General features: G+C 73.1%; 13 protein-coding genes. 6 read left to right on the forward strand and 7 right to left on the reverse strand.

The window, feature by feature from the left end; genetic code table 11:
* The first annotated feature begins 132 nt into the window (after nucleotides 1-132).
* Nucleotides 133-681 carry a hypothetical protein gene (locus tag DXZ73_RS09170; protein WP_116210517.1) on the forward strand — a complete coding sequence of 183 codons (549 nt, stop codon included), beginning with the start codon at nucleotides 133-135 and terminating at the stop codon, nucleotides 679-681.
* Nucleotides 682-732: 51 nt separating this feature from the next.
* On the forward strand, nucleotides 733-1,803 hold the full coding sequence (locus DXZ73_RS09175; protein ID WP_116210518.1) for an enoyl-CoA hydratase/isomerase family protein: 1,071 nt from the start codon (nucleotides 733-735) through the stop codon (nucleotides 1,801-1,803).
* A gap of 52 nt (nucleotides 1,804-1,855) precedes the next feature.
* Here DXZ73_RS09175 and meaB read toward each other — a convergent pair whose 3' ends face one another.
* The 4 genes from meaB to DXZ73_RS09195 all read right to left on the reverse strand — a co-directional run bounded on the left by meaB (nucleotide 1,856) and on the right by DXZ73_RS09195 (nucleotide 9,128).
* Nucleotides 1,856-2,839, reverse strand: coding sequence for a methylmalonyl Co-A mutase-associated GTPase MeaB (meaB, locus tag DXZ73_RS09180; RefSeq protein WP_116210519.1), 984 nt, complete (start codon nucleotides 2,837-2,839; stop codon nucleotides 1,856-1,858).
* A gap of 4 nt (nucleotides 2,840-2,843) precedes the next feature.
* Nucleotides 2,844-5,045, reverse strand: coding sequence for a methylmalonyl-CoA mutase (scpA, locus tag DXZ73_RS09185; protein ID WP_116210520.1), 2,202 nt, complete (start codon nucleotides 5,043-5,045; stop codon nucleotides 2,844-2,846).
* Nucleotides 5,045-6,934 carry a methylmalonyl-CoA mutase small subunit gene (gene mutA, locus DXZ73_RS09190; protein WP_116210521.1) on the reverse strand — a complete coding sequence of 630 codons (1,890 nt, stop codon included), beginning with the start codon at nucleotides 6,932-6,934 and terminating at the stop codon, nucleotides 5,045-5,047. Before mutA ends, scpA begins: the two co-directional genes overlap by 1 nt.
* A 94-nt stretch (nucleotides 6,935-7,028) precedes the next feature.
* Nucleotides 7,029-9,128: a SpoIIE family protein phosphatase gene (locus DXZ73_RS09195; protein WP_116210522.1), complete on the reverse strand. Its 2,100-nt coding sequence runs from the start codon at nucleotides 9,126-9,128 to the stop codon at nucleotides 7,029-7,031.
* 68 nt (nucleotides 9,129-9,196) lie between these two features.
* Here DXZ73_RS09195 and DXZ73_RS09200 point away from each other — a divergent pair, with 68 nt between their 5' ends.
* A complete protein-coding gene (locus DXZ73_RS09200; RefSeq protein ID WP_116210523.1) occupies nucleotides 9,197-10,624 on the forward strand; it encodes a lipase maturation factor family protein in 1,428 nt (475 codons plus the stop codon).
* Between the two features lie 4 nt (nucleotides 10,625-10,628).
* Here DXZ73_RS09200 and DXZ73_RS09205 read toward each other — a convergent pair whose 3' ends face one another.
* Nucleotides 10,629-12,050 (reverse strand): NAD(P)/FAD-dependent oxidoreductase, encoded by a 1,422-nt coding sequence (locus DXZ73_RS09205; protein ID WP_116210524.1) that lies wholly within the window; start codon nucleotides 12,048-12,050, stop codon nucleotides 10,629-10,631.
* A gap of 120 nt (nucleotides 12,051-12,170) precedes the next feature.
* On the opposite strand from DXZ73_RS09205, the gene DXZ73_RS09210 reads away from it, so the two are divergent.
* Both DXZ73_RS09210 and ligD (DXZ73_RS09215) read left to right on the forward strand, forming a co-directional pair.
* Entirely contained in the window at nucleotides 12,171-13,187 is a 1,017-nt protein-coding gene (locus tag DXZ73_RS09210) for a PHP domain-containing protein (protein ID WP_116210525.1), read from the forward strand.
* Between the two features lie 64 nt (nucleotides 13,188-13,251).
* On the forward strand, nucleotides 13,252-14,205 hold the full coding sequence (ligD, locus tag DXZ73_RS09215) for a non-homologous end-joining DNA ligase (RefSeq protein WP_116210526.1): 954 nt from the start codon (nucleotides 13,252-13,254) through the stop codon (nucleotides 14,203-14,205).
* A 16-nt stretch (nucleotides 14,206-14,221) separates the two neighbouring features.
* On the opposite strand, the gene ligD (DXZ73_RS09220) is transcribed toward ligD (DXZ73_RS09215), so the two are convergent.
* Nucleotides 14,222-15,124 carry a non-homologous end-joining DNA ligase gene (gene ligD, locus DXZ73_RS09220; RefSeq protein WP_116210527.1) on the reverse strand — a complete coding sequence of 301 codons (903 nt, stop codon included), beginning with the start codon at nucleotides 15,122-15,124 and terminating at the stop codon, nucleotides 14,222-14,224.
* Nucleotides 15,125-15,165: 41 nt separating this feature from the next.
* On the opposite strand from ligD (DXZ73_RS09220), the gene DXZ73_RS09225 reads away from it, so the two are divergent.
* Nucleotides 15,166-16,167: a Ku protein gene (locus DXZ73_RS09225; protein WP_240351276.1), complete on the forward strand. Its 1,002-nt coding sequence runs from the start codon at nucleotides 15,166-15,168 to the stop codon at nucleotides 16,165-16,167.
* Nucleotides 16,168-16,199: 32 nt separating this feature from the next.
* Here DXZ73_RS09225 and DXZ73_RS09230 read toward each other — a convergent pair whose 3' ends face one another.
* The gene (locus tag DXZ73_RS09230) at nucleotides 16,200-18,911 is read right to left on the reverse strand and encodes an ATP-binding protein (RefSeq protein WP_116210529.1); all 2,712 of its coding nucleotides are present in this window, start codon (nucleotides 18,909-18,911) and stop codon (nucleotides 16,200-16,202) included.
* Nucleotides 18,912-18,987: the final 76 nt, after the last annotated feature.

An 18,987-nucleotide genomic window follows, 5' to 3' on the forward strand; every position in this document is an offset into this window, starting at 1 on the left:
ATTCCGGTGGCGCCGGGCGCGGGGCCGCGGCGGCCGATTCGAGATGCGTTCCGGGCCGGTCGGGCGCAGGCTGGGAGCATGGGCAGGAGGCTGCCGCCCCGGGCGGCGCACGTTCGGGCTCGGGGCGCGGGAATGCCGCGCGCCGCGCGGACGACGGGCGCCCTGGTCGTGGCAGGCGCGCTGGCCGCCCTCGCCGCCTGCGGGAGCGGCGGTGGCAAGGCCGCCGGGCACACGGTGTCGCCGTCGGCCGCTTCGCCGTCGGCGGAGGGCTCCCGCGTGGTGGCGTTCGAGGACACCTACGCGTACGAGGACGGGCTCAAGGTCAAGGTGACCCGGCCGACGGCGTTCAAGCCGAGCGTCACATCGCTCGGCCACAAGCCGGAGAACTCCCCCATCGCGTTCATGGTGACGCTGACGAACGACACCAAGCAGACATTCGAGGTGTCGGGGGTGCTGATCCGCGTGAAGGCCGGGGAGAAGGGCGACCCGACCGAGCAGATCTTCGACACCGCACGCGGCGTCGGCAACCCCCTGACAGGCTCCCTGCCGCCCGGGAAGTCCGACACGGCCACCTTCGCCTTCGACGTGCCGGCCGCGAACACCGGCAAGGTGGACGTCGAGGTGCGCCCGGACTTCGGCGTGAAGTACAACAGCGTCCACTGGACCGGCTCGGCCCGCTGAACCACCGGCCCCCTCGTCCACCGCCCGCCCCGCTCCTGCGAGAGTGGGACGATGACGAGCACTGACGACGACGCGGTGATCCTGCGCCGGGACGGCCGGGCGGGCCGCATCACCCTCAACCGCCCCCGGGCCATCAACGCCCTCACCCATGACATGGTGCGCCGCGTCGACGCGGCGCTCACCGCCTGGGAGCACGACGACGCGGTGACCACCGTGGTGATCGACGGCGCCGGTGAGCGCGGGCTGTGCGCGGGCGGGGACATCCGGCTGATCCACGACGACGCCCGGGCCGGCGGCGGGGCCACGGCGACCAGGGCGTTCTGGCGGGACGAGTACCTGCTCAACGCCCGTATCTCCACCTACCCCAAGCCCTATGTGGCCCTCATGGACGGTCTGGTGATGGGCGGCGGCGTCGGTGTCTCGGCGCACGGCGGCGTACGGATCGTCACCGAGCGGTCGGCGATCGCCATGCCGGAGACCAGCATCGGCTTCGCCCCCGACGTCGGCGGCACCTATCTCCTCTCCCGGGCGCCCGGCGAGTTGGGCACGCACCTCGCCCTCACCACGGCGCGGCTCGACGCGGGTGACGCCGTGCGCGCGGGGTTCGCCGACCACTTCGTACCGCGCGCGCGGCTGGCGGCCTTCGCCGCGGCCCTGGCGGACACGGATCCGGCCGAGGCGGTACGCGCCCACGCCGCGCCCGCCCCGGCCGGCCCGCTCGCCGCGCACCAGGAGTGGATCGACCGCTGCTACGCGGCCGACTCCGTCGAGGAGATCCTCGCCCGGCTGACGGAGTCCGGCGTCCCGGAGGCGAAGGAGGCGGCCGAGGCGATGTCGGCGAAGTCGCCCACGGCGCTGAAGGTGACGCTGGCCGCGCTGCGGCGGGCCCGCCGGCTGCCGACGCTGGCGGAGGTGCTGGATCAGGAGTACCGGGTGTCGTGCGCGTCGCTGTCCGACGCGGATCTGGTGGAGGGCATCAGGGCACAGGTGGTGGACAAGGACCGCCGCCCGCGGTGGTCGCCTGCGGCACTTCAGGAAGTGACGGAGGCACACGTTGCCCGCCACTTCGCTCCGCTGGGTGCGCGCGAACTGGGCCTGGCCCCCAGCCCGTCCGGCGTCTGAGGACAAGCGGCGCAGCCGCTTCGGGGGTCCGGGGCGGAGCCCCGGCCACCCGTCACGACCGGAACGCGCGAAGCAACCGCTCGGCCGCCGTACTCGCCGGCAACGATCCTTCCCGTACGGCCCGTTCCAGATCGGGTCCAAGAGCCCGCACCCCAGGGTGCTCGCGCAGCTCCGTCAGGAGCTGTTCGCGGACCATCGTCCAGACCCAGTCCACCTGTTGGTCGCGGCGGCGCGCGGCCAGTTCGCCCGTCGCGTCGAGCACCCGCCGGTGCTGCTCCAGCCGCTCCCACAGCGTGTCGAGGTCCGTGCCCTCGCGCGCGCTGCACGTGAGGACCGGCGGGTTCCAGGTCGCGTCGGGGGCCTGCAACAGCCGCAGCGCTCCCGCGAGTTCACGCGCCGCGGACTTCGCGTCGCGCTCGTGCGGGCCGTCGGCCTTGTTGACGGCGACGACGTCGGCGAGTTCGAGTACGCCCTTCTTGATGCCCTGGAGCTGGTCGCCGGTGCGGGCGAGGGTGAGCATGAGGAAGGTGTCGACCATGTCGGCGACCGCGGTCTCCGACTGGCCGACGCCGACGGTCTCGACCAGCACCACGTCGTAACCGGCGGCCTCCATCACCACGATGGTCTCGCGGGTGGCGCGGGCCACCCCGCCGAGCGTCCCGGCGGTGGGCGAGGGCCGGACGAAGGCGGCGGGGTCGACGGCGAGCCGCTCCATACGGGTCTTGTCGCCCAGGATGCTGCCGCCGGTCCGGCTGGAGGACGGGTCGACGGCGAGCACGGCGACCTTGTGTCCGAGCCCGGTCAGCATGGTGCCGAGGGCGTCGATGAAGGTGGACTTGCCGACGCCGGGGACGCCCGTGATGCCGATGCGCCGCGCCGTGCCCGCGTGGGGCAGCAGCTCGGTCAGCATCCGCTGGGCGAGCTCCCGGTGGTCGGCGCGGGTCGACTCCACGAGCGTGATGGCGCGGGCGACGGTCGCCCGCTTGCCGTCGAGCACGCCCTTGACGTAGGCGTCCGGATCGATCGAGCGTGCCATGGGCTCACAACTCGTGGCCGAGGACCCCGGCGAGGGTCCTCAGCAGGTCGTGGGCGGCGTCCGGAATGACGGTGCCGGGCAGGAAGACGGCGGCGGCGCCCATCTCCCGCAGCGGCTCGACGTCCTGCGGCGGGATGACACCGCCGACGACGATCATGATGTCCTCCCGGCCCTGCTCGGCCAGTTGCTCACGGAGCGCGGGGACGAGCGTGAGGTGGCCCGCGGCGAGCGAGGAGACGCCGACGACGTGCACGTCGGCCTCCACCGCCTGCCGGGCGACCTCCTCGGGCGTCTGGAAGAGCGGGCCGACGTCGACGTCGAAGCCGAGGTCGGCGAAGGCGGTGGCGATGACCTTCTGGCCCCGGTCGTGCCCGTCCTGGCCCATCTTGGCGACGAGGATGCGCGGGCGGCGGCCGTCCTCCCGCTCGAAGGCCTCCACCAGCGCGCGGGTGCGCTCCACTCCTGAGGACGATCCTGCTTCTTCGCGGTACACACCGGAGATCGTACGGATCTGCCCGGCGTGCCGTCCGTAGACCTTCTCCAGGGCGTCGGAGATCTCGCCGACGGTCGCCTTGGCGCGGGCGGCGTTCACGGCGAGGGCCAGCAGGTTGCCCTCCAGGCCCGCGCCCGGGCCGGAGCCGGCCGCCGCGGTGAGGGCGCGCAGGGCGTCCTGGCAGGCGGCCTCGTCGCGCTCGGCGCGCAGCCGCCGCAGCTTCTCGATCTGCTGGGTGCGCACGGAGGAGTTGTCGACCTTGAGGACGTCGATCTGCTCGTCGCTGTCGACCCGGTACTTGTTGACGCCGATCACGGGCTGCCGGCCGGAGTCGATGCGCGCCTGGGTGCGGGCGGCGGCCTCCTCGACGCGCAGCTTGGGGATGCCCGCGTCGATGGCCCGGGCCATGCCGCCCGCGGCCTCGACCTCCTCGATGTGCTGCCAGGCGCGGCGCGCGAGGTCGTGGGTGAGCTTCTCAACGTACGCGCTGCCGCCCCAGGGGTCGATGACCCGGCAGGTCCCGGACTCCTGCTGGAGGAGCAGCTGGGTGTTGCGGGCGATGCGGGCGGAGAAGTCGGTGGGCAGGGCCAGGGCCTCGTCGAGGGCGTTGGTGTGCAGGGACTGGGTGTGCCCCTGGGTGGCCGCCATGGCCTCGACGCAGGTCCGTGCGACGTTGTTGAAGACGTCCTGCGCGGTCAGCGACCAGCCGGAGGTCTGCGAATGGGTGCGCAGCGACAGCGACTTGGCGTTCTGCGGGTCGAAGCGCTTGACGAGCCGGGCCCACAGCAGGCGGGCCGCGCGGAGCTTGGCGATCTCCATGAAGAAGTTCATGCCGATCGCCCAGAAGAAGGACAGGCGCGGCGCGAAGGCGTCGACGTCGAGCCCGGCGTCGATGCCCGCCTTCAGGTATTCCACGCCGTCGGCGAGGGTGTAGGCGAGTTCGAGGTCGGCCGTCGCCCCGGCTTCCTGGATGTGGTAGCCGGAGATGGAGATGGAGTTGTAGCGCGGCATCTTCTGCGAGGTGTACGAGAAGATGTCGGAGATGATCCGCATGGAGGGCCCGGGCGGATAGATGTAGGTGTTGCGGACCATGAACTCCTTGAGGATGTCGTTCTGGATGGTCCCGGCCAGCTTCTCGGGCGGTACGCCCTGCTCCTCGGCGGCGACGATGTAGAGGGCGAGCACGGGCAGCACGGCGCCGTTCATCGTCATCGACACGCTCATCCGGTCCAGCGGGATGCCGTCGAAGAGCTGCCGCATGTCGTAGATGGAGTCGATGGCGACGCCCGCCATGCCGACGTCGCCGGTCACGCGCGGGTGGTCGCTGTCGTAGCCGCGGTGGGTGGGCAGGTCGAAGGCGACGGAGAGGCCCTTCTGACCGGCCGCCAGGTTGCGGCGGTAGAAGGCGTTGGACTCCTCGGCGGTGGAGAACCCGGCGTACTGGCGGATCGTCCACGGCTGGTTGACGTACATCGTGGGGTACGGGCCGCGGAGGTACGGCGCGATGCCGGGGTGCGTGCCCAGGAAGTCCAGCCCGCGCAGGTCCTCGGCGGTGTAGAGCGGTTTGACGCCGATGCCCTCGGGGGTCTCCCAGACGAGGTCCTCGGGACTGTGGCCGGTGCTCTCCTTGAGGGCGGCCCGCCACGGTCCGGGGTCGGCGGGGGCGTGGTCCGCCGCGCCCAGTTCGATGCCGGAGAAGTCGGGGACGGGCATCACGCCACTCCCATACTGTCGAGGACGGAGGTGAGGACGGTGACGGCGTCGCCGCCCGCGAAGACGAATTCGTCGACTCCGGCCCGTCGGTACGTTTCCTGCTGTGCGGCGTCGGGGCGTCCGGCGAGGAACACCCGTGCCGCGCCCGCCTGCCGGAGGGCGGTGGCGACGGCTTCGGCCTGTTCGGCGTAGAGCTTGTCGCTGGAGCAGAGGCAGGCCACGCCGGCGCCGCTGCGGGCGAAGGCGTCGGCGGCGGTGTCCGCGTCGACGGTTCCGGGGTCGTGCACCGGCTCGATGCCGCCCGCCTGGAAGAGGTTGGCGGCGAAGGTCGCCCGCCCGGTGTGCGCGGCGGCGGGTCCAAGGGCTGCGAGGAAGACGCGGGGCCGGGCGCCGGTGGCCGCCAGGTGGGCGTCGGAGCGGGCCCGCAGCGCTTCGTACGCCTCGTCCCGGCGGACGGTGGGCAGGCCGCCGGAGGGGGCGGCGGGTGCGGGTTCGCGGGGCACCGGCGGCTCGGCGAGGTTCGGGAACTCGCTGACGCCGGTGATGGGTTCGCGGCGGGTGGCGAGGTCCTCGGTGCGCTGCCGCCAGGTGTCGGCGAGGCGTTCGGCGATCAGGCCGGAGCGCAGTGCCGCGGCCTGGCCGCCGGCGCGCTCGATCTCCTGGAACCAGGCCCAGGCGGCGTGGGCGAGTTCGTCGGTGAGGCGTTCCACGTACCAGGAGCCGCCCGCGGGGTCGATGACCCGGGCCAGGTGGGACTCCTCCAGGAGGATGGAGGAGGTGTTGCGGGCGATGCGGCGGGCGAAGGCGTCGGGCAGGCCGAGGGCGTCGTCGAAGGGCAGCACGGTGACGGCGTCCGCGCCGCCCACTCCGGCGCCGAGGCAGGCGATGGTGGTGCGCAGCATGTTCACCCAGGGGTCGCGGCGGGTCATCATGACCGCGGAGGTGACGGCGTGCTGGCGCTGCGCGGCGCGCGCGGTGGTGGCTCCGCTGACCTCGGTGACGCGGGCCCACAGGCGGCGGGCGGCGCGGAGCTTGGCGATGGTGAGGAACTGGTCGGCGGTGGCCGCGTAGCGGAACTCCAGCTGGGCGCAGGCCTGGTCGATGTCGAGTCCGTTGCCGGTGAGCGCGCGGAGGTAGGCGACGCCGGTGGCGAGGGAGGCGCCCAGTTCCTGGGCGGCCGAGCCGCCCGCGTCGTGGTGGGGCAGGGCGTCGACGGTGAGGGCGCGGATGCCGGGGCGGTCGCGCAGGCAGCGGGCCGCGAGGTCCGCGGCGACGGCGAGCGGTCCGGCGGGGTCGGTGTCGGCGCCGGTGCGGGCGAGGGTGCCGAGCGGGTCGGCGCCGAGGTTGCCGGTGGCGGCGTCGCGCGGTACGCCGTGCTCGTCGTGGAGGCGGAGCAGTTCGTGGGCGGCCGCCTCGACGTCGGGTCCGGCGTCGAGGACGACGGGGGCCAGGTCGAGGTAGACGCCTTCGAGGGCGGTGGCGATGCCGCTGACGGGCAGGCCGTGGGTGCCGACGGTCAGCCAGAGGGAGGTGACCCCGTTCTCCAGGTCGGCGAGGACGGCCTCGTTGGCTCGCCGGGGGTCGGGGTGGGTGTGGCGCTGCCGGACGTCCCAGCCCGAGACGGCCGTTCCCTCCGTGCGCCCGCCGCGGACGAACGGGGGGAAGCCGGGGTAGCCGGGCGCGGGGGCGGCGTCCTCCGCGGTGTAGAGCGGGCGGGTCGCGAGCCCGTCCTGGAGCGGGGTGGTCAGCGCGCCCTCGGCGGCCGAGCCGGATGCATCCGTTGTGCCCGCTTTGCGCAGCACGCCCTCCACGAGGCGCTGCCATTGCTCGCGGGTGGAGTCCGGGAACTCGGCGGCCAGGGGGAAGCCTTCGTCTGGCAGGACCGTCATGGGGGAAGGCTAGGGGAGTACAGGCACCCGGCAGCAGCCCATACGGCTGTGACCTTGGCCTCTTCGTCGGGTCGCCACGCGGGGCGGAGCCCCTTCAGGGTTCGTGACGGTCGGGCAGCTGACCCTCCGGCAGGAGGAATTCGCACCAGACGGACTTGCCCGTTCCGCGTGACTCCACGCCCCAGACGTCCGTGAGCCGGTCGACCAGCAGCAGGCCGCGTCCCGACACCCCCGACTCCCCCGGTTCCCGGCGCCTCGGCAGGGCGCTGGACTTGTCCTCGACGTCGACGCGCACCCGGCGCCCGGGGCCGGAGAGCATGCGGATGGTGACCACGGCGGCGCCGTCCGTGTGGAGCAGGGCGTTGGTGACCAACTCGTCGGCGACGAGTTCGATCTCGTCGGAGCGCTCCCGCGCGCCCCAGGACCGTACGGCCGCGCGGATCATGTGGCGGGCGGCCTGGAGCGCTTCGGGGTCGGCGGGGGCGATGTGCTGCTGGAGGCGGCTGCCGCTGCGGGTGGTGGCGCCGTGGCGGCGGAGCAGGAGGACGGCCATGTCGTCCTCGCCGACGCGTTCCTCGATGACGTCGCAGAGGCGGTCGGCGAGTTCATGGAGGTCGTAGGGGCCGTCGCGGACGATGTCGGAGAGCAGCTGCATGCCTTCGTCGAGGTCGGAGCCGGGCTGTTCGACGAGGCCGTCGGTGAAGAGCAACAGGGTCTCGCCGGGGTCGAGTTCGACGGTCGTCACGGGGTAGTCGAGGCGGCCGAACTCGGCGGAGAGGCCGAGCGGCAGCCCGCCGGCGACGGGCAGTCTGCGGCAGGTGCCGTCGTTGTGCCGCAGCAGGGGGTCGATGTGTCCGGCGCGGACGATCTGGACGAGGCCGGTGGAGAGGTCGGCCTCGGCGTAGGCGCAGGTGGCGAAGCGGTCGGTGTCGAGTTCGTGGAGGAAGGTGGAGGCGCGGGCCATGATGGTGGCGGGGGCGTGGCCCTCGGAGGCGTACGCGCGCAGGACGATCCGCAGCTGGCCCATGACGGCGGCGGCGTGGGTGTCGTGGCCCTGGACGTCGCCGATGACGGCGCCGACCCGGCCGCCGGGGAGGGGGACGGCGTCGTACCAGTCGCCGCCGATGTCCCGGCCCATCCGGGCGGAGCGGTAGCGCACGGCGATCTGCGCGCCGGGGATGTCGGGGATGCGCCGGGGCAGCATGGACTGCTGGAGGCCCTCGGCGAGGTCGTGCTCCTGGTCGTAGAGCATGGCGCGGGCCAGGCTCTGGGCGAGGCTGCTGCCGAGGGCGATGAAGAGGTTGCGTTCCTGGCGGGTGAAGCCGCGTCCCTCGCGGTAGAGGAGGCCGAGGGCGCCGATGGGGCGGCCCTGGGCGATCAGGGGGAGGTAGGCGGCGGAGGAGATGCCGATGTCCTCGATCTTGTCCCAGAGCCAGGGGTAGGAGCCGGCGAACTCCTCGGGGGATTCGATGAAGCGGGGGGCGAGGGTGCGGATGACCTCGCTCATGGGGAAGTTGTCGTCGATGCGGGTGTAGCGGGTGCCGGGGATGTAGTGCTCCTCGGGCCCTTCGGCGACCATGTGGATGCGGCCGGACTCCAGCAGGCCGAGGACGAGGAGGTCGGCGCCGAGGTGCCGCACGGCGCGGGAGTCCTTGAAGAAGTCGATGACGTCCTGGACGGTCCTGGCGTGCGCGAGGGCGGCGGTGGTGGTCTCGACGACGGTGGTCTGGTGGCGGTGTTCCTCGTGCGGCTCGCGGGGTTCGCCCGCGTGCCGGAGTTCCTCGTCGGCGTCGCGCACGATCCCGATGATGCGGTTGGGGCGGCCCTCGCCGTTGCGCAGGATGCGGCCCTGAGCGTAGGTCCAGTGCAGGGCGCCGTCGTCGTCGCGTACGCGGCAGTAGGTGCCGAAGCTCTCGCTGCCGTCCTTCATGGCGCGGGCGACGAGGCCGTCGAGCCGGGCGGCGTCGTTCCTGGGCAGGCGGCCGGCGAGGTCGGCGAGCCGGCCGGCGAAGTCCTCCGGGTCGACGTGGAGGAGGTCCAGGGCCACGGTGTCGAGGTGCAGCCGGCTGCTGTCGAGGTCCCAGTCGAAGCTGCCGAGGCGGTTGAGGGCAAGGCTCACTTCCGGGCGAGCGGGCCATTCGTCCGGTACCGAAGCGTCCGGGACGGCGGCAGGCGACGCTCCCCGATCAACCATAGGGCTACTCTGACACCTTTTGCCTGTTTCTTCGATGCGACTGTGCGCTTCGGTGGTACGGATACGCCATGGAGTGGTTCACGGGGTCCGGGTACTGGCTGAGCAGGCTGGTGCTCCAGCGGGCGCTCGCCGCGGTCTACCTGGTCGCCTTCCTGGCGGCACTCCTCCAGTTCCGCGCGCTCATCGGCGAGCGGGGCATGCTGCCCGTGCCGCGCTTCACCGGGAGGGTGCCCTTCCGGCGCTCGCCCGGCGTCTTCCACCTCCACTACTCGGACCGTTTCTTCGCCGGGTGGGCGTCGGCGGGCGCGCTGCTCTCGGCGGCGGTGGTGGCGGGCGGTGCGGACGCGGTGCCGCTGTGGGCGTCGATGCTGATGTGGACGGCGCTGTGGGTGATGTACCTGTCCATCGTCAACGTGGGCCAGACCTGGTACGGCTTCGGGTGGGAGTCCCTGCTGCTGGAGGCGGGGTTCCTGGCGGTCTTCCTCGGCAACGCGCGGACCGACCCGCCCATTCTCGTGCTGTGGCTGCTGCGCTGGCTGCTGTTCCGCGTCGAGTTCGGCGCCGGGCTGATCAAGATGCGCGGGGACAGCTGCTGGCGGGATCTGACGTGCCTGTACTACCACCACGAGACCCAGCCGATGCCGGGCCCGCTGAGCTGGTACTTCCACCGGCTGCCGCGCCCGCTGCACCGCGTCGAGACCGCCGCCAACCACGTGGCCCAGCTCGTCGTCCCACTCGGCCTCTTCGCCCCGCAGCCCGTCGCGAGCCTCGCCGCGGGCGTGATCATCTGCACCCAGCTCTGGCTGGTCACCTCCGGCAACTTCGCCTGGCTCAACTGGCTGACGATCGTGCTGGCCTTCTCCGCGGTCGACGGCACGGCCCTGGCCGGTCTCCTCCGGCTCCCCCGGCACGTCCCCCTCGCCGGGCCCCCGCTCTGGTTCGAGGTCCTGGTCCTCGCCGCGACGGCGCTGGTGGCGGTGCTGAGCTGGTGGCCGGCCCGCAACATGCTCTCGCACCACCAGCGGATGAACATGTCCTTCAACGCGTTGCACCTGGTCAACACCTACGGCGCGTTCGGCAGCATCAACCGCCGCCGCCACGAGGTCGTCGTCGAGGGCACCGACGAGGAGCGGCTCACCCGGGAGACGGTCTGGCGGGAGTACGGCTTCAAGGGGAAGCCCGGCGATCCCCGGCGGCTGCCGCGCCAGTTCGCGCCGTACCACCTGCGGCTCGACTGGATGATGTGGTTCGCCGGGATCTCCCCCGCGTACGCCGAGCCGTGGTTCGGCCCGTTCGTGGAACGCCTGCTGCTGGGCGACCCCGCCACGCTGCGGCTGCTGCGGCACAACCCCTTCCCCGACGCCCCGCCCACCCACGTCCGGGCCCGGGTCTACCTCTACCGCTTCACCACCCGGCGGGAACGGCGGGAGACCGGCGCCTGGTGGCACCGGACGCTCGAACACGAATTCCTGCCGCCGGTGGCGCTCCGCCGCTGACCCCTCAACGCGGCCCCAGCCCGCACAGCGCCAGCTCCGCCGCGGTGATCGACGGCCCCCGCTGCGCCCGGCGGCCGGGCCCACGCGCCACACCGAGCGCCACCGACGGCCTGACCAGGTGCGTCATGGGCGCGGACAGCGTCATGACGTCCATCAGCGCCCGCAGCACCAGAGGATCACCGGTCGCCGCCCACATCATGCGCTGGAAATAGCCCTGCAGCAGCCGGGCCGCCGCGGGCGGCCTCTTGCCGATCGCGCCGGGGTAGTTGATGTCCTCCCCGGTGGCCAGGTCCCAGGCGCCGCCCGTCACCCGGGCCACCGACCGCTGCACTCCCCGGGCCAGGCCGGGTGAGTCCACGCCCCCTTCCCGCAGGGCGTCGCGGAGCGCGGCGGCGCTCTGGGCGGCCACGGACATGCCCTGCCCGTAGACCGGGTTGTAGGTGGCGACGGCGTCCCCCAGCGCGACGAAGCCCTCGGGCCACGAGGGGAGGCGCTCGAAGAAGCGGCGCCGGTTGACGGTGCTGCGGGTGACGTGGACGTCCGTGAGCGGCTCGGCCCGGTCGATCAGGTCGGCGACGAGCGGGTCGCGCAGGGCGCGGGTGAAGGGCTCGAACTCCTCGGCGCTGCGCGAGGGTTCACCGCCGCGCGTGCCGGAGACGGTGACCAGCCAGCGGCCGCCCTCGATGGGCAGCATCGTGGCGCCCTGGCCGGGCCGCCGCGAGCGGGGGGTGGGCTGGACGCTCACCACGGGGAAGCGCTCGGTACCCGGAGGCGCCCGGAAGACCCGGGTGGCATAGACCAGACCGGAGTCGACGGTCTCCTCGTGGACGACCGGGAGCCCGAGGTCCGTCAGCCGGTGCGCGGCCTGGGAACCCCGGCCCGAGGCGTCGACGACCAGGTCGGCGCCGAGCTCCTCCGCGGCGTGCGCCCCGTCCTCGCGGATCCGCACGCCCGTGACCCGGCCGGTGTCGCCCAGCAGCGCCAGCGCCTCCGTACCGTCGCGCAGGACGACGCCGGGCAGGGCCAGCACCTGCTCGCGGACCACCAGGTCCAGCAGGTCACGGGTGCAGGACAGGAGGAACTGCGTCCCCGGCAGGCGCGGGAACCAGCCCTGCGGTCCCATCACCACCAGGCCCGCCGTCAGCGCTATCCGCCGGGCGCCCGCGTGCAGCCACCGCTCCAGCGTGCCGGGCAGCAGCGCGTCGACGGCCCGCGCGCCGCCGGACATCAGCAGGTGGGCGTGGCGGGCCTGCGGCAGCCCCTTGCGCGGCCGGGCGCCGTCGGGCATCCGGTCGCGGTCGACGATCACGACCTCCTCGACGTGGTGGGCGAGGACGGACGCGGCCAGCATCCCGGCCATGCCCGCGCCGAGGACCACCGCGCGGCTGCCGTGGCGGGTGGCACTGCTGTTGTGGGGGGCGCTCATGCCGGAACCCTCCCCTGGCGGAGCGGCCGTTACTCACGGGCCCACCCGCGGGTGCGCGGCGCACCGCGATCCCGCACCGTGGGGAGCGGGGGCGGCCGACGAGTCGAGGCGGTGGGAGTCATGGACCCGGTGGAGGCCCTGGAGCGGATCGCGTTCCTGCTGGAGCGCGCGCAGGCCCCCACGTACCGGGTGAAGGCGTTCCGTACGGCCTCCGAGGTGATCGGCGCGCTGCCCGCGGACGAGGTGCGGCGGCGGGCGGAGAACGGCTCTCTGACCGAGAAGAAGGGCATCGGGCCCAAGACCGCCGCCGTGGTGGCCGAGGCGCTGGGCGGTACCGTCCCCGGCTATCTGGCGCGGCTGGAGGAAGAGTCCTCCGGGCCGCTCGCCGAGGGCGGCGAGACGCTGCGGGCGCGGCTGCGGGGCGACTGCCACCTGCACTCGGACTGGTCGGACGGCGGCAGCCCGGTCGAGACGATGGCCCGCACGGCGCGGGCGCTCGGGCACGAGTGGGCCGTGCTGAGCGACCACTCCCCCCGGCTGACGATCGCCCGCGGGCTGTCGCCCGACCGCCTCCGCGCCCAGCTGGGCGTCGTGGCCGAGGTCAATGAGCGGTTCGCCGCCGAGGGCGACGGGTTCCGGCTGCTCACGGGGATCGAATGCGACATCCTCGACGACGGATCGCTCGACCAGGAACCGGGGCTGCTGGAGGAGCTGGACGTGGTGGTCGCGTCCGTTCACTCCAAGCTGCGCATGGACGCCGACAGCATGACCCGCCGGCTGGTCGCGGCCGTCGCCAGTCCGCTCGTGGACGTCCTTGGCCACTGCACGGGACGGCTGCTCGGCAGCCGGCCGGAATCCGTGTTCGACGCAGCGATGGTCTTCGCCGCCTGCGCCCGCTTCGGCACGGCGGTGGAGATCAACAGCCGTCCGGAGCGGCTGGATCCGCCGCGCCGGCTCATCCGGCAGGCGCTCGACGCCGGCGTGCTGTTCTCGATCGACAGCGACGCGCACGCGCCGGGGCAGCTGGACTGGCAGGCGTACGGGTGCGCACGGGCCGCGGAATGCGGGGTCCCGGCGGACCGGGTGATCACGACCTGGGCGGCCACGGAGCTCCTGGAGTGGGCGGGGTCGGGGTGAGCGTGCGGCGGGCGCGGTCGGGCGCCGAGCTGCGTGCACGGCCGTTCCCCACGATCATCGAGACATGGGCGCCCCCATCCCCGCCATCCAGCCGATGCTCGCCACCGCCGCCCCGCTCCCCGCCGAGGGCGAGGACACCGAGTGGGCCTTCGAGGTCAAGTGGGACGGCGTACGGTGCGTGGTCGCCGCGCCCGGCGACGGGAGCCTGCGGCTGGTCACCCGGACCGGCAACGACGCGACCGTGACCTATCCCGAGCTGCGCGCGCTCGGCGAGCGGTTCCGGCGCCGGGCCGCGGTCCTCGACGGCGAGGTGGTGGTCCTGGGCGCCCAGGGGCAGCCGGACTTCGGGCTGCTGCAGCGCCGGATGGGCGTGCTCAACCCGCGCCGCGCGGCGCAGCTGGCGATGGAGTACCCCGTCCACCTGATGCTGTTCGACATCATGTTCCTCAACGGCCGGTCGCTGCTGGCCACCTCCTACCGCGAGCGCCGTACCGCCCTCGCCGCGCTGGGCCTCGGCGGGCCGCACTGCTCGGTGCCGGCCCACATGGAGGGACACGGGCGGCAGGCGTGGCAGGCCACCTTGAAGGCCGGGTACGAGGGCGTCGTCGCCAAGCGGCTGACGTCCGTCTACACCCCGGGCGTCCGCTCACCCGAATGGCGCAAGACCAAGCATGTGAACACCCTCGACGTGATCATCGGCGGCTGGGCGGAGGGCCGCGGCATGCTCACGGGGCTGCCCGGCGCCGTCATCGTCGGGCTGGCGGAACCGACCGGCCTGCGCTACGTCGGCTCCGTGGGCTCCGGCATGTCCGAGCGGGAACGGCGGGAACTCGCCCGCTATCTGGACGTGGTGGCGCGCCCCGACCCGCCCTTCGCGGGCCCGGTCGACATGCCGGCCGCGCACTGGGTCGAGCCCAAGCTCATCGCCGAGATCACGTTCTCCGGCTGGACGCCCGCGGGCCACCTGCGGCACCCCGTCTGGCACCGGCTGCGCCCGGACCTGACCCGCCTGGGATGACGGTCCGCAGGTCGGTTCAGGGCAGCGCGGCGCGCGTGGCGTCGCCGGTGAGCGGGGCCAGCAGGTCGCCGTAGTCGGCGACGCGGCCGAGGACCCGCTCGGGGGTGAAGACGAGCTCGTCCGGATCGCGGCAGGCCGCGACCTCGTCCCAGGTGACCGGGGCGGCGACACCGGGCCGCTCGCGCAGCCGCACGGTGTAGGGGGCGGCGGTGGTCTTGGCGCTCGCGTTCTGCGACCAGTCGATGAGCACCTTGCCCCGGCGCTCCATGCGGGCCATGGAGACCACCACCAGCCCGGGGTGTTCGCCCATCATCCGGGCGGCGAGCTCCTTGGCGTAGGCGCAGACGGCACGTCCGGGCGCGGGGTGCAGCGGGGCGTAGAGGTGCAGCCCCTTCGAGCCGGAGACGACGGCGTGGGCGGTGAGCCCGTCGTCGTCGAGGAGCTGGCGCAGCCGCTGGGCGACGCGGCAGCAGACGACCAGGTCGGCGCCCGGCCCGGGGTCGAGGTCGAGGACGAGGCGGTCGTGCGCGTCGGGCCCGGCGGCGGACTTCCACTGGGGGACGTGGACCTCGTACGCCCCGAGGTTGGCCATGGCGATCAGGACGGCGGTGGAGTCGACGACGACCTGCTCGGTGACGCCTTCCCGGTGCTCCACCGGGACCAGGGGCACCCAGCCGGGCGCCCCTCCGGGCGGGTTCTTGGCGACCCAGGACTGGCCCTTCGGCCCCTCGGGCGCACGGACGAAGGAGGCGGGGCGGCCGGTGGTGTGGGGCACCAGCACGGTGGCGATCCGGGCGTAGTAGTGCAGCACCTGGGCCTTGGTGTGCCCGGAGGCGGGGAAGAGGACGCGGTCGAGGTGGGTGAGGGAGAGCCGGTGTCCCCCGACCTCCACCGTCTGCCTCTCCGAAGGTGCGGGCATAAGGTAGGAATTCCCCGTGGAGGGACAAAACTATGCGAACCATGTGGAAGGGTGCAATCGGCTTCGGGCTGGTCTCGGTGCCCGTACGGCTCTACGCCGCGACCCAGGAGCACGGCATCAAGCTGCACCAGGTCCACGACGCGGACGGCGGCCGGATCCATCTGAAGCGGGTCTGCGACGCGTGCGGCGAGCAGGTCGACTACGAGCACATCGCCAAGGGCTTCGAGGACGACGAGGGGCACACCGCCGTCGTCACCCAGGACGACCTGGCGGGGCTGCCGCTGCCCAGCAAGAAGCTCATCGACGTCCTGGCGTTCGTCGACTCCGCCCGGATCGACCCGCTCCAGCTGGCGGGCTCCTACTACCTGGCGCCGGAGAGCGCCGCGGCGAACAAGCCGTACGTCCTGCTGCGGGAGACCCTCAAGCAGACCGACCGGGTCGCCGTGACCAAGATCGCGCTGCGCACCCGGGAGTCGCTGGCGCTGCTGCGGGTCCACGACGAGCTGCTGACCCTCCACACCATGTACTGGCCCGACGAGGTCCGCGACAGCGCGGGCCTGGCCCCGCCCGGCTCGGTGACCGTGCGGCCGCAGGAGCTGAAGATGGCCACGAGTCTGATGGACACGCTGTCCGAGGACTTCGACCTCGACGCGCTGGAGGACGAGTACGAAGTCGCCCTGGGTGAACTCATCTCGGCCCATCTGTCCGACAGACCGGCGCCGTCCAGGAAGGACACGACCCCGGCGCCCGACAATGTCATCGACCTGATGGCGGCTTTGCAGGCGTCCATCGACACGGCCGCCGGGAAAACCACGGCGGAATCCGGGAAAGGCCGGCCGACCGGGAAATCGACGCGGGCCCCGGCGAAGACGTCGAGCACGGAAAAGCGGACGGCCACCAGGAAAGCAGGGCCGTCGGCGGCCTCTCCCCGGGCCGGAAAGGCCACGGCGAAGAGTGCCGCCAAGAGCACCGCCTCCGGGAGCACTGCCGGTAAAGGAACGAAAAAGGCCGCCGCGAAGAAGACGGGTCGCCGCGCCTCCTGATCCGCTCCCCCACCGGGTTCAGATCGTCATGGTCACCGGCAGCGCGACTCGACCTCCTCGCCGGGGACGGCGACCAGTTCGGTCTCGACGCGGACCGTCTCGACCAGGCCGTCCGCACCGCACTTCTCGGCCAGTGCCCCGCCCTCGCGGAACCGCTCGGCGGCCTCCTCGGTGCGGCCCGCCTTGCGCAGCGCCACACCGTGGTCGACCAGGGCGGCCGCGAACTCGTACACACAGGGTGACCTGCGCAGGTGGGTCACGGCCTGATCGAGCTTCGCCAGCGCCTCCTCCGGCTCGCACACGGCGGCCGCCCGGCGCAGCGCCTCGCCGACGGCGGTGTCGGTGCCGGACCGGGCGGCGTGCCGCACGGCCTGGTCGACGAGGGAGCGGGCGCGCTCGGGGTCGTCGGGTGCGACCGCGACGGCCAGGTCGAACGCCCAGGGCGCCCAGAGGGTGTTGGACCTGCCGCGCTCCTCCAGCCTGCGGCCCGCGGCTTCCAGTTCGGCGATGGCCTCCTTGGTGCGCCCCTGGGCGAGCAGGAGCCGACCGGCCAGGCAGGCGGCGTCCGGAATGACGATCGCCGGGGAGTAGGGCGCGCGGAATCCGTTCTCCTCGGCGACGATCTGCGCGGCCTCGACCTTGCCGCGGGCCAGCAGGGTGTCGATCAGCAGACAGGTGCCGTCCCACTGGATGGGCAGGTCGGGGCCGAGGCGGTTGGCCAGCTTGAGTCCGTTGCGGATCAGCTTCTCGGCCTCCAGCAGGTCACCGCGACGCCGGTGGGCCAGGCCGAGGAAGTGGTGGGCGAACGCGAGATGGGCACCGCGCCAGCCGGACAGCTCGAAGTCGTGCACGGCCTCGCTGAAGAGCTCCTCGGCGCGGTCGAGCTGGTCGGTGTAGGCGTAGGTGATGCCGATCATGCTGGGGAGCTCGAAGCCCCACTCGCTGTTCGTCCAGTCCAGGCCCTTGGGCAGCCGGCCGTCCACCATGATGCGGTCGGCGAGTTCGACGACGTGCACGGCGTCCTCGCTGCGGATCATGCTGTCGAAGGCGCGGAGCACGAGCAGGGCACGCTCGGAGTTGTCCCGGCCGGGGAGGTGGTCGGCGAGCTCGGCGATCCGCCGGGACCGGCTGTGGGAGTCCTCCTCCTCGACCTGGATGCCCTGCCATAGATAGTGGGCGGCCTGGAGCCGCATCCTGCCGGGCCCCGGCGGGGTGTGCCCGGCCTGGACGGCGACGACTTCCGCCGCCTCCTTGAGCTGGTTGTTGTGGGCGTACGCCTGGGAGAGCCTGAAGGTGGCGTCGACGCGCAGCTCCTCGGAGAGGTGCGGCAGGGCGAGCGCCGTCCTGAGGTGGTTGACCGTGGTCGGCGGCGAGGTCAGCAGCGTGGCGCAGCCCAGTTCGTACAGCAGCGAGGCCCGCTCCTCCTCGGGCGGGGGCTCGTGCAGCGCGCGCTCCAGACAGCGGCGGGCCGCGTCCGGGGCGCCGACGGCGAGGTGCTCCTGGGCCGCCACCCGCAGCTGCGCGACCAGTTCGGCGTCGTCGTCGGGGTGGACCTCCAGCAGGTGGCGGGAGGCGGCGGCCGCGCCCTGGCCGGCTTCGGTGACCGACCAGGCCGCCTGGCCGTGCATGGCCGTACGGGTGGCCGCCGGGATGCCCTTGTAGAAGGCGGTGGCGATCAGCGGGTGGACGAACTCCAGGCGCTCGGTGCCGCTGAGGATACGGGCCTTGCGCAGCTTGTCCGCGCATTCGTCGGCCTGCGCGGGCCCCATGGCGGCGAGGTTCGCGGCCATGGTCGGCGAGATCTCGGTGCCGAGGACGGCCGCGGCGTAGGCGAACCGCAGGACCGGGGCGCCGAGCTGCTCGACGGCGGCCACCAGCCCCTTGCCTCGGGTCTCCGCGCCGAGGTCGCGCAGCAGGGAGGCGGATTCCTCGATCGGTTTGAGCTCGCGGTCGCGGGACTTGGCGATCAGCTCCACGGCCTCGTAGGGGTTGCCGCCGGTGACCGCCCAGACCTCGCGGCAGAACGGGGCGTCGGCCTTGTCGCCGTAGGCTCCGTGCACCAACTGGGCGACGGCGTCGGGCGTCAGCGCCCTCAGCTCGACGGGCCGGGAGGTACGGCCTTCCACCAGATCGCGGAACGCCGGTGTGTGCTCGGGCAGTTCGGCCGGCCGGTAGGCGATGACGGCGAGCATCGGCGTCTCGCGCAGCCGCGCGGCGAAGGCGGTCAGCCAGGACAGCGACTCGGCGTCGGCCCAGTGGGCGTCGTCGATGACGATGACCACCGACTCGTGGATCGAGGCGAGTTGGGTGATGAGCCAGTCGAGTCCGTCCCGGACGCCCTGGGGGTCCTGCGGCCCGATCGGTGGGGCGATGCCGAGCGCGGGGCCGGCGATGTCATACCAGCCGCTGAGCAGCTCCTTGCGCGCCGTCGGCGACATCGTGGCGAGAAGTGGCTGCACCAGCTGCCGGACGACGTTGAACGGGACGGACTGCGCGGACTCGCTGCCGCGGGCGAAGAGCACGGTGCACCGGCAGCTGTCCGTGGCGTACCGCCGGACCTCGGTGAGCAATGCCGTTTTACCGAGGCCCGCTTCGCCGCTGTAGAGCAGCAGGCCACCGAGCCGGGTCCTCCCTTCTTCGACGTGCCCGCACAAGCGGTGCACGGCCTGTACCGCCGTCTTGAGCTCGAGCTCACGCTCGAACAGGGCGGCGGATGCGTTCTGTTCACGCTGAGGCCCTGACATGGCGTTGTCTCCCCGGAGATGTGGTGGGGCGAGCCTAACCCCGTCCGCGGGGCCGGGGGCAGCGTTCGGCGGAGGC

Source organism: Streptoverticillium olivoreticuli subsp. olivoreticuli (genome assembly GCF_003391135.1).
GTDB classification, from domain to species: Bacteria; Actinomycetota; Actinomycetes; order Streptomycetales; family Streptomycetaceae; genus Streptomyces; species Streptomyces blastmyceticus.

Bases quoted from the DNA above. Each gene is read 5' to 3' on its own strand.
- DXZ73_RS09170 (WP_116210517.1), top strand. From the start codon at position 133: ATGCCGCGCGCCGCGCGGACGACGGGCGCCCTGGTCGTGGCAGGCGCG.
- DXZ73_RS09175 (WP_116210518.1), top strand. From the start codon at position 733: ATGACGAGCACTGACGACGACGCGGTGATCCTGCGCCGGGACGGCCGG.
- meaB (WP_116210519.1), bottom strand. From the start codon at position 2,839: ATGGCACGCTCGATCGATCCGGACGCCTACGTCAAGGGCGTGCTCGAC.
- scpA (WP_116210520.1), bottom strand. From the start codon at position 5,045: ATGCCCGTCCCCGACTTCTCCGGCATCGAACTGGGCGCGGCGGACCAC.
- mutA (WP_116210521.1), bottom strand. From the start codon at position 6,934: ATGACGGTCCTGCCAGACGAAGGCTTCCCCCTGGCCGCCGAGTTCCCG.
- DXZ73_RS09195 (WP_116210522.1), bottom strand. From the start codon at position 9,128: ATGGTTGATCGGGGAGCGTCGCCTGCCGCCGTCCCGGACGCTTCGGTA.
- DXZ73_RS09200 (WP_116210523.1), top strand. From the start codon at position 9,197: ATGGAGTGGTTCACGGGGTCCGGGTACTGGCTGAGCAGGCTGGTGCTC.
- DXZ73_RS09205 (WP_116210524.1), bottom strand. From the start codon at position 12,050: ATGAGCGCCCCCCACAACAGCAGTGCCACCCGCCACGGCAGCCGCGCG.
- DXZ73_RS09210 (WP_116210525.1), top strand. From the start codon at position 12,171: ATGGACCCGGTGGAGGCCCTGGAGCGGATCGCGTTCCTGCTGGAGCGC.
- ligD (WP_116210526.1), top strand. From the start codon at position 13,252: ATGGGCGCCCCCATCCCCGCCATCCAGCCGATGCTCGCCACCGCCGCC.
- ligD (WP_116210527.1), bottom strand. From the start codon at position 15,124: ATGCCCGCACCTTCGGAGAGGCAGACGGTGGAGGTCGGGGGACACCGG.
- DXZ73_RS09225 (WP_240351276.1), top strand. From the start codon at position 15,166: ATGTGGAAGGGTGCAATCGGCTTCGGGCTGGTCTCGGTGCCCGTACGG.
- DXZ73_RS09230 (WP_116210529.1), bottom strand. From the start codon at position 18,911: ATGTCAGGGCCTCAGCGTGAACAGAACGCATCCGCCGCCCTGTTCGAG.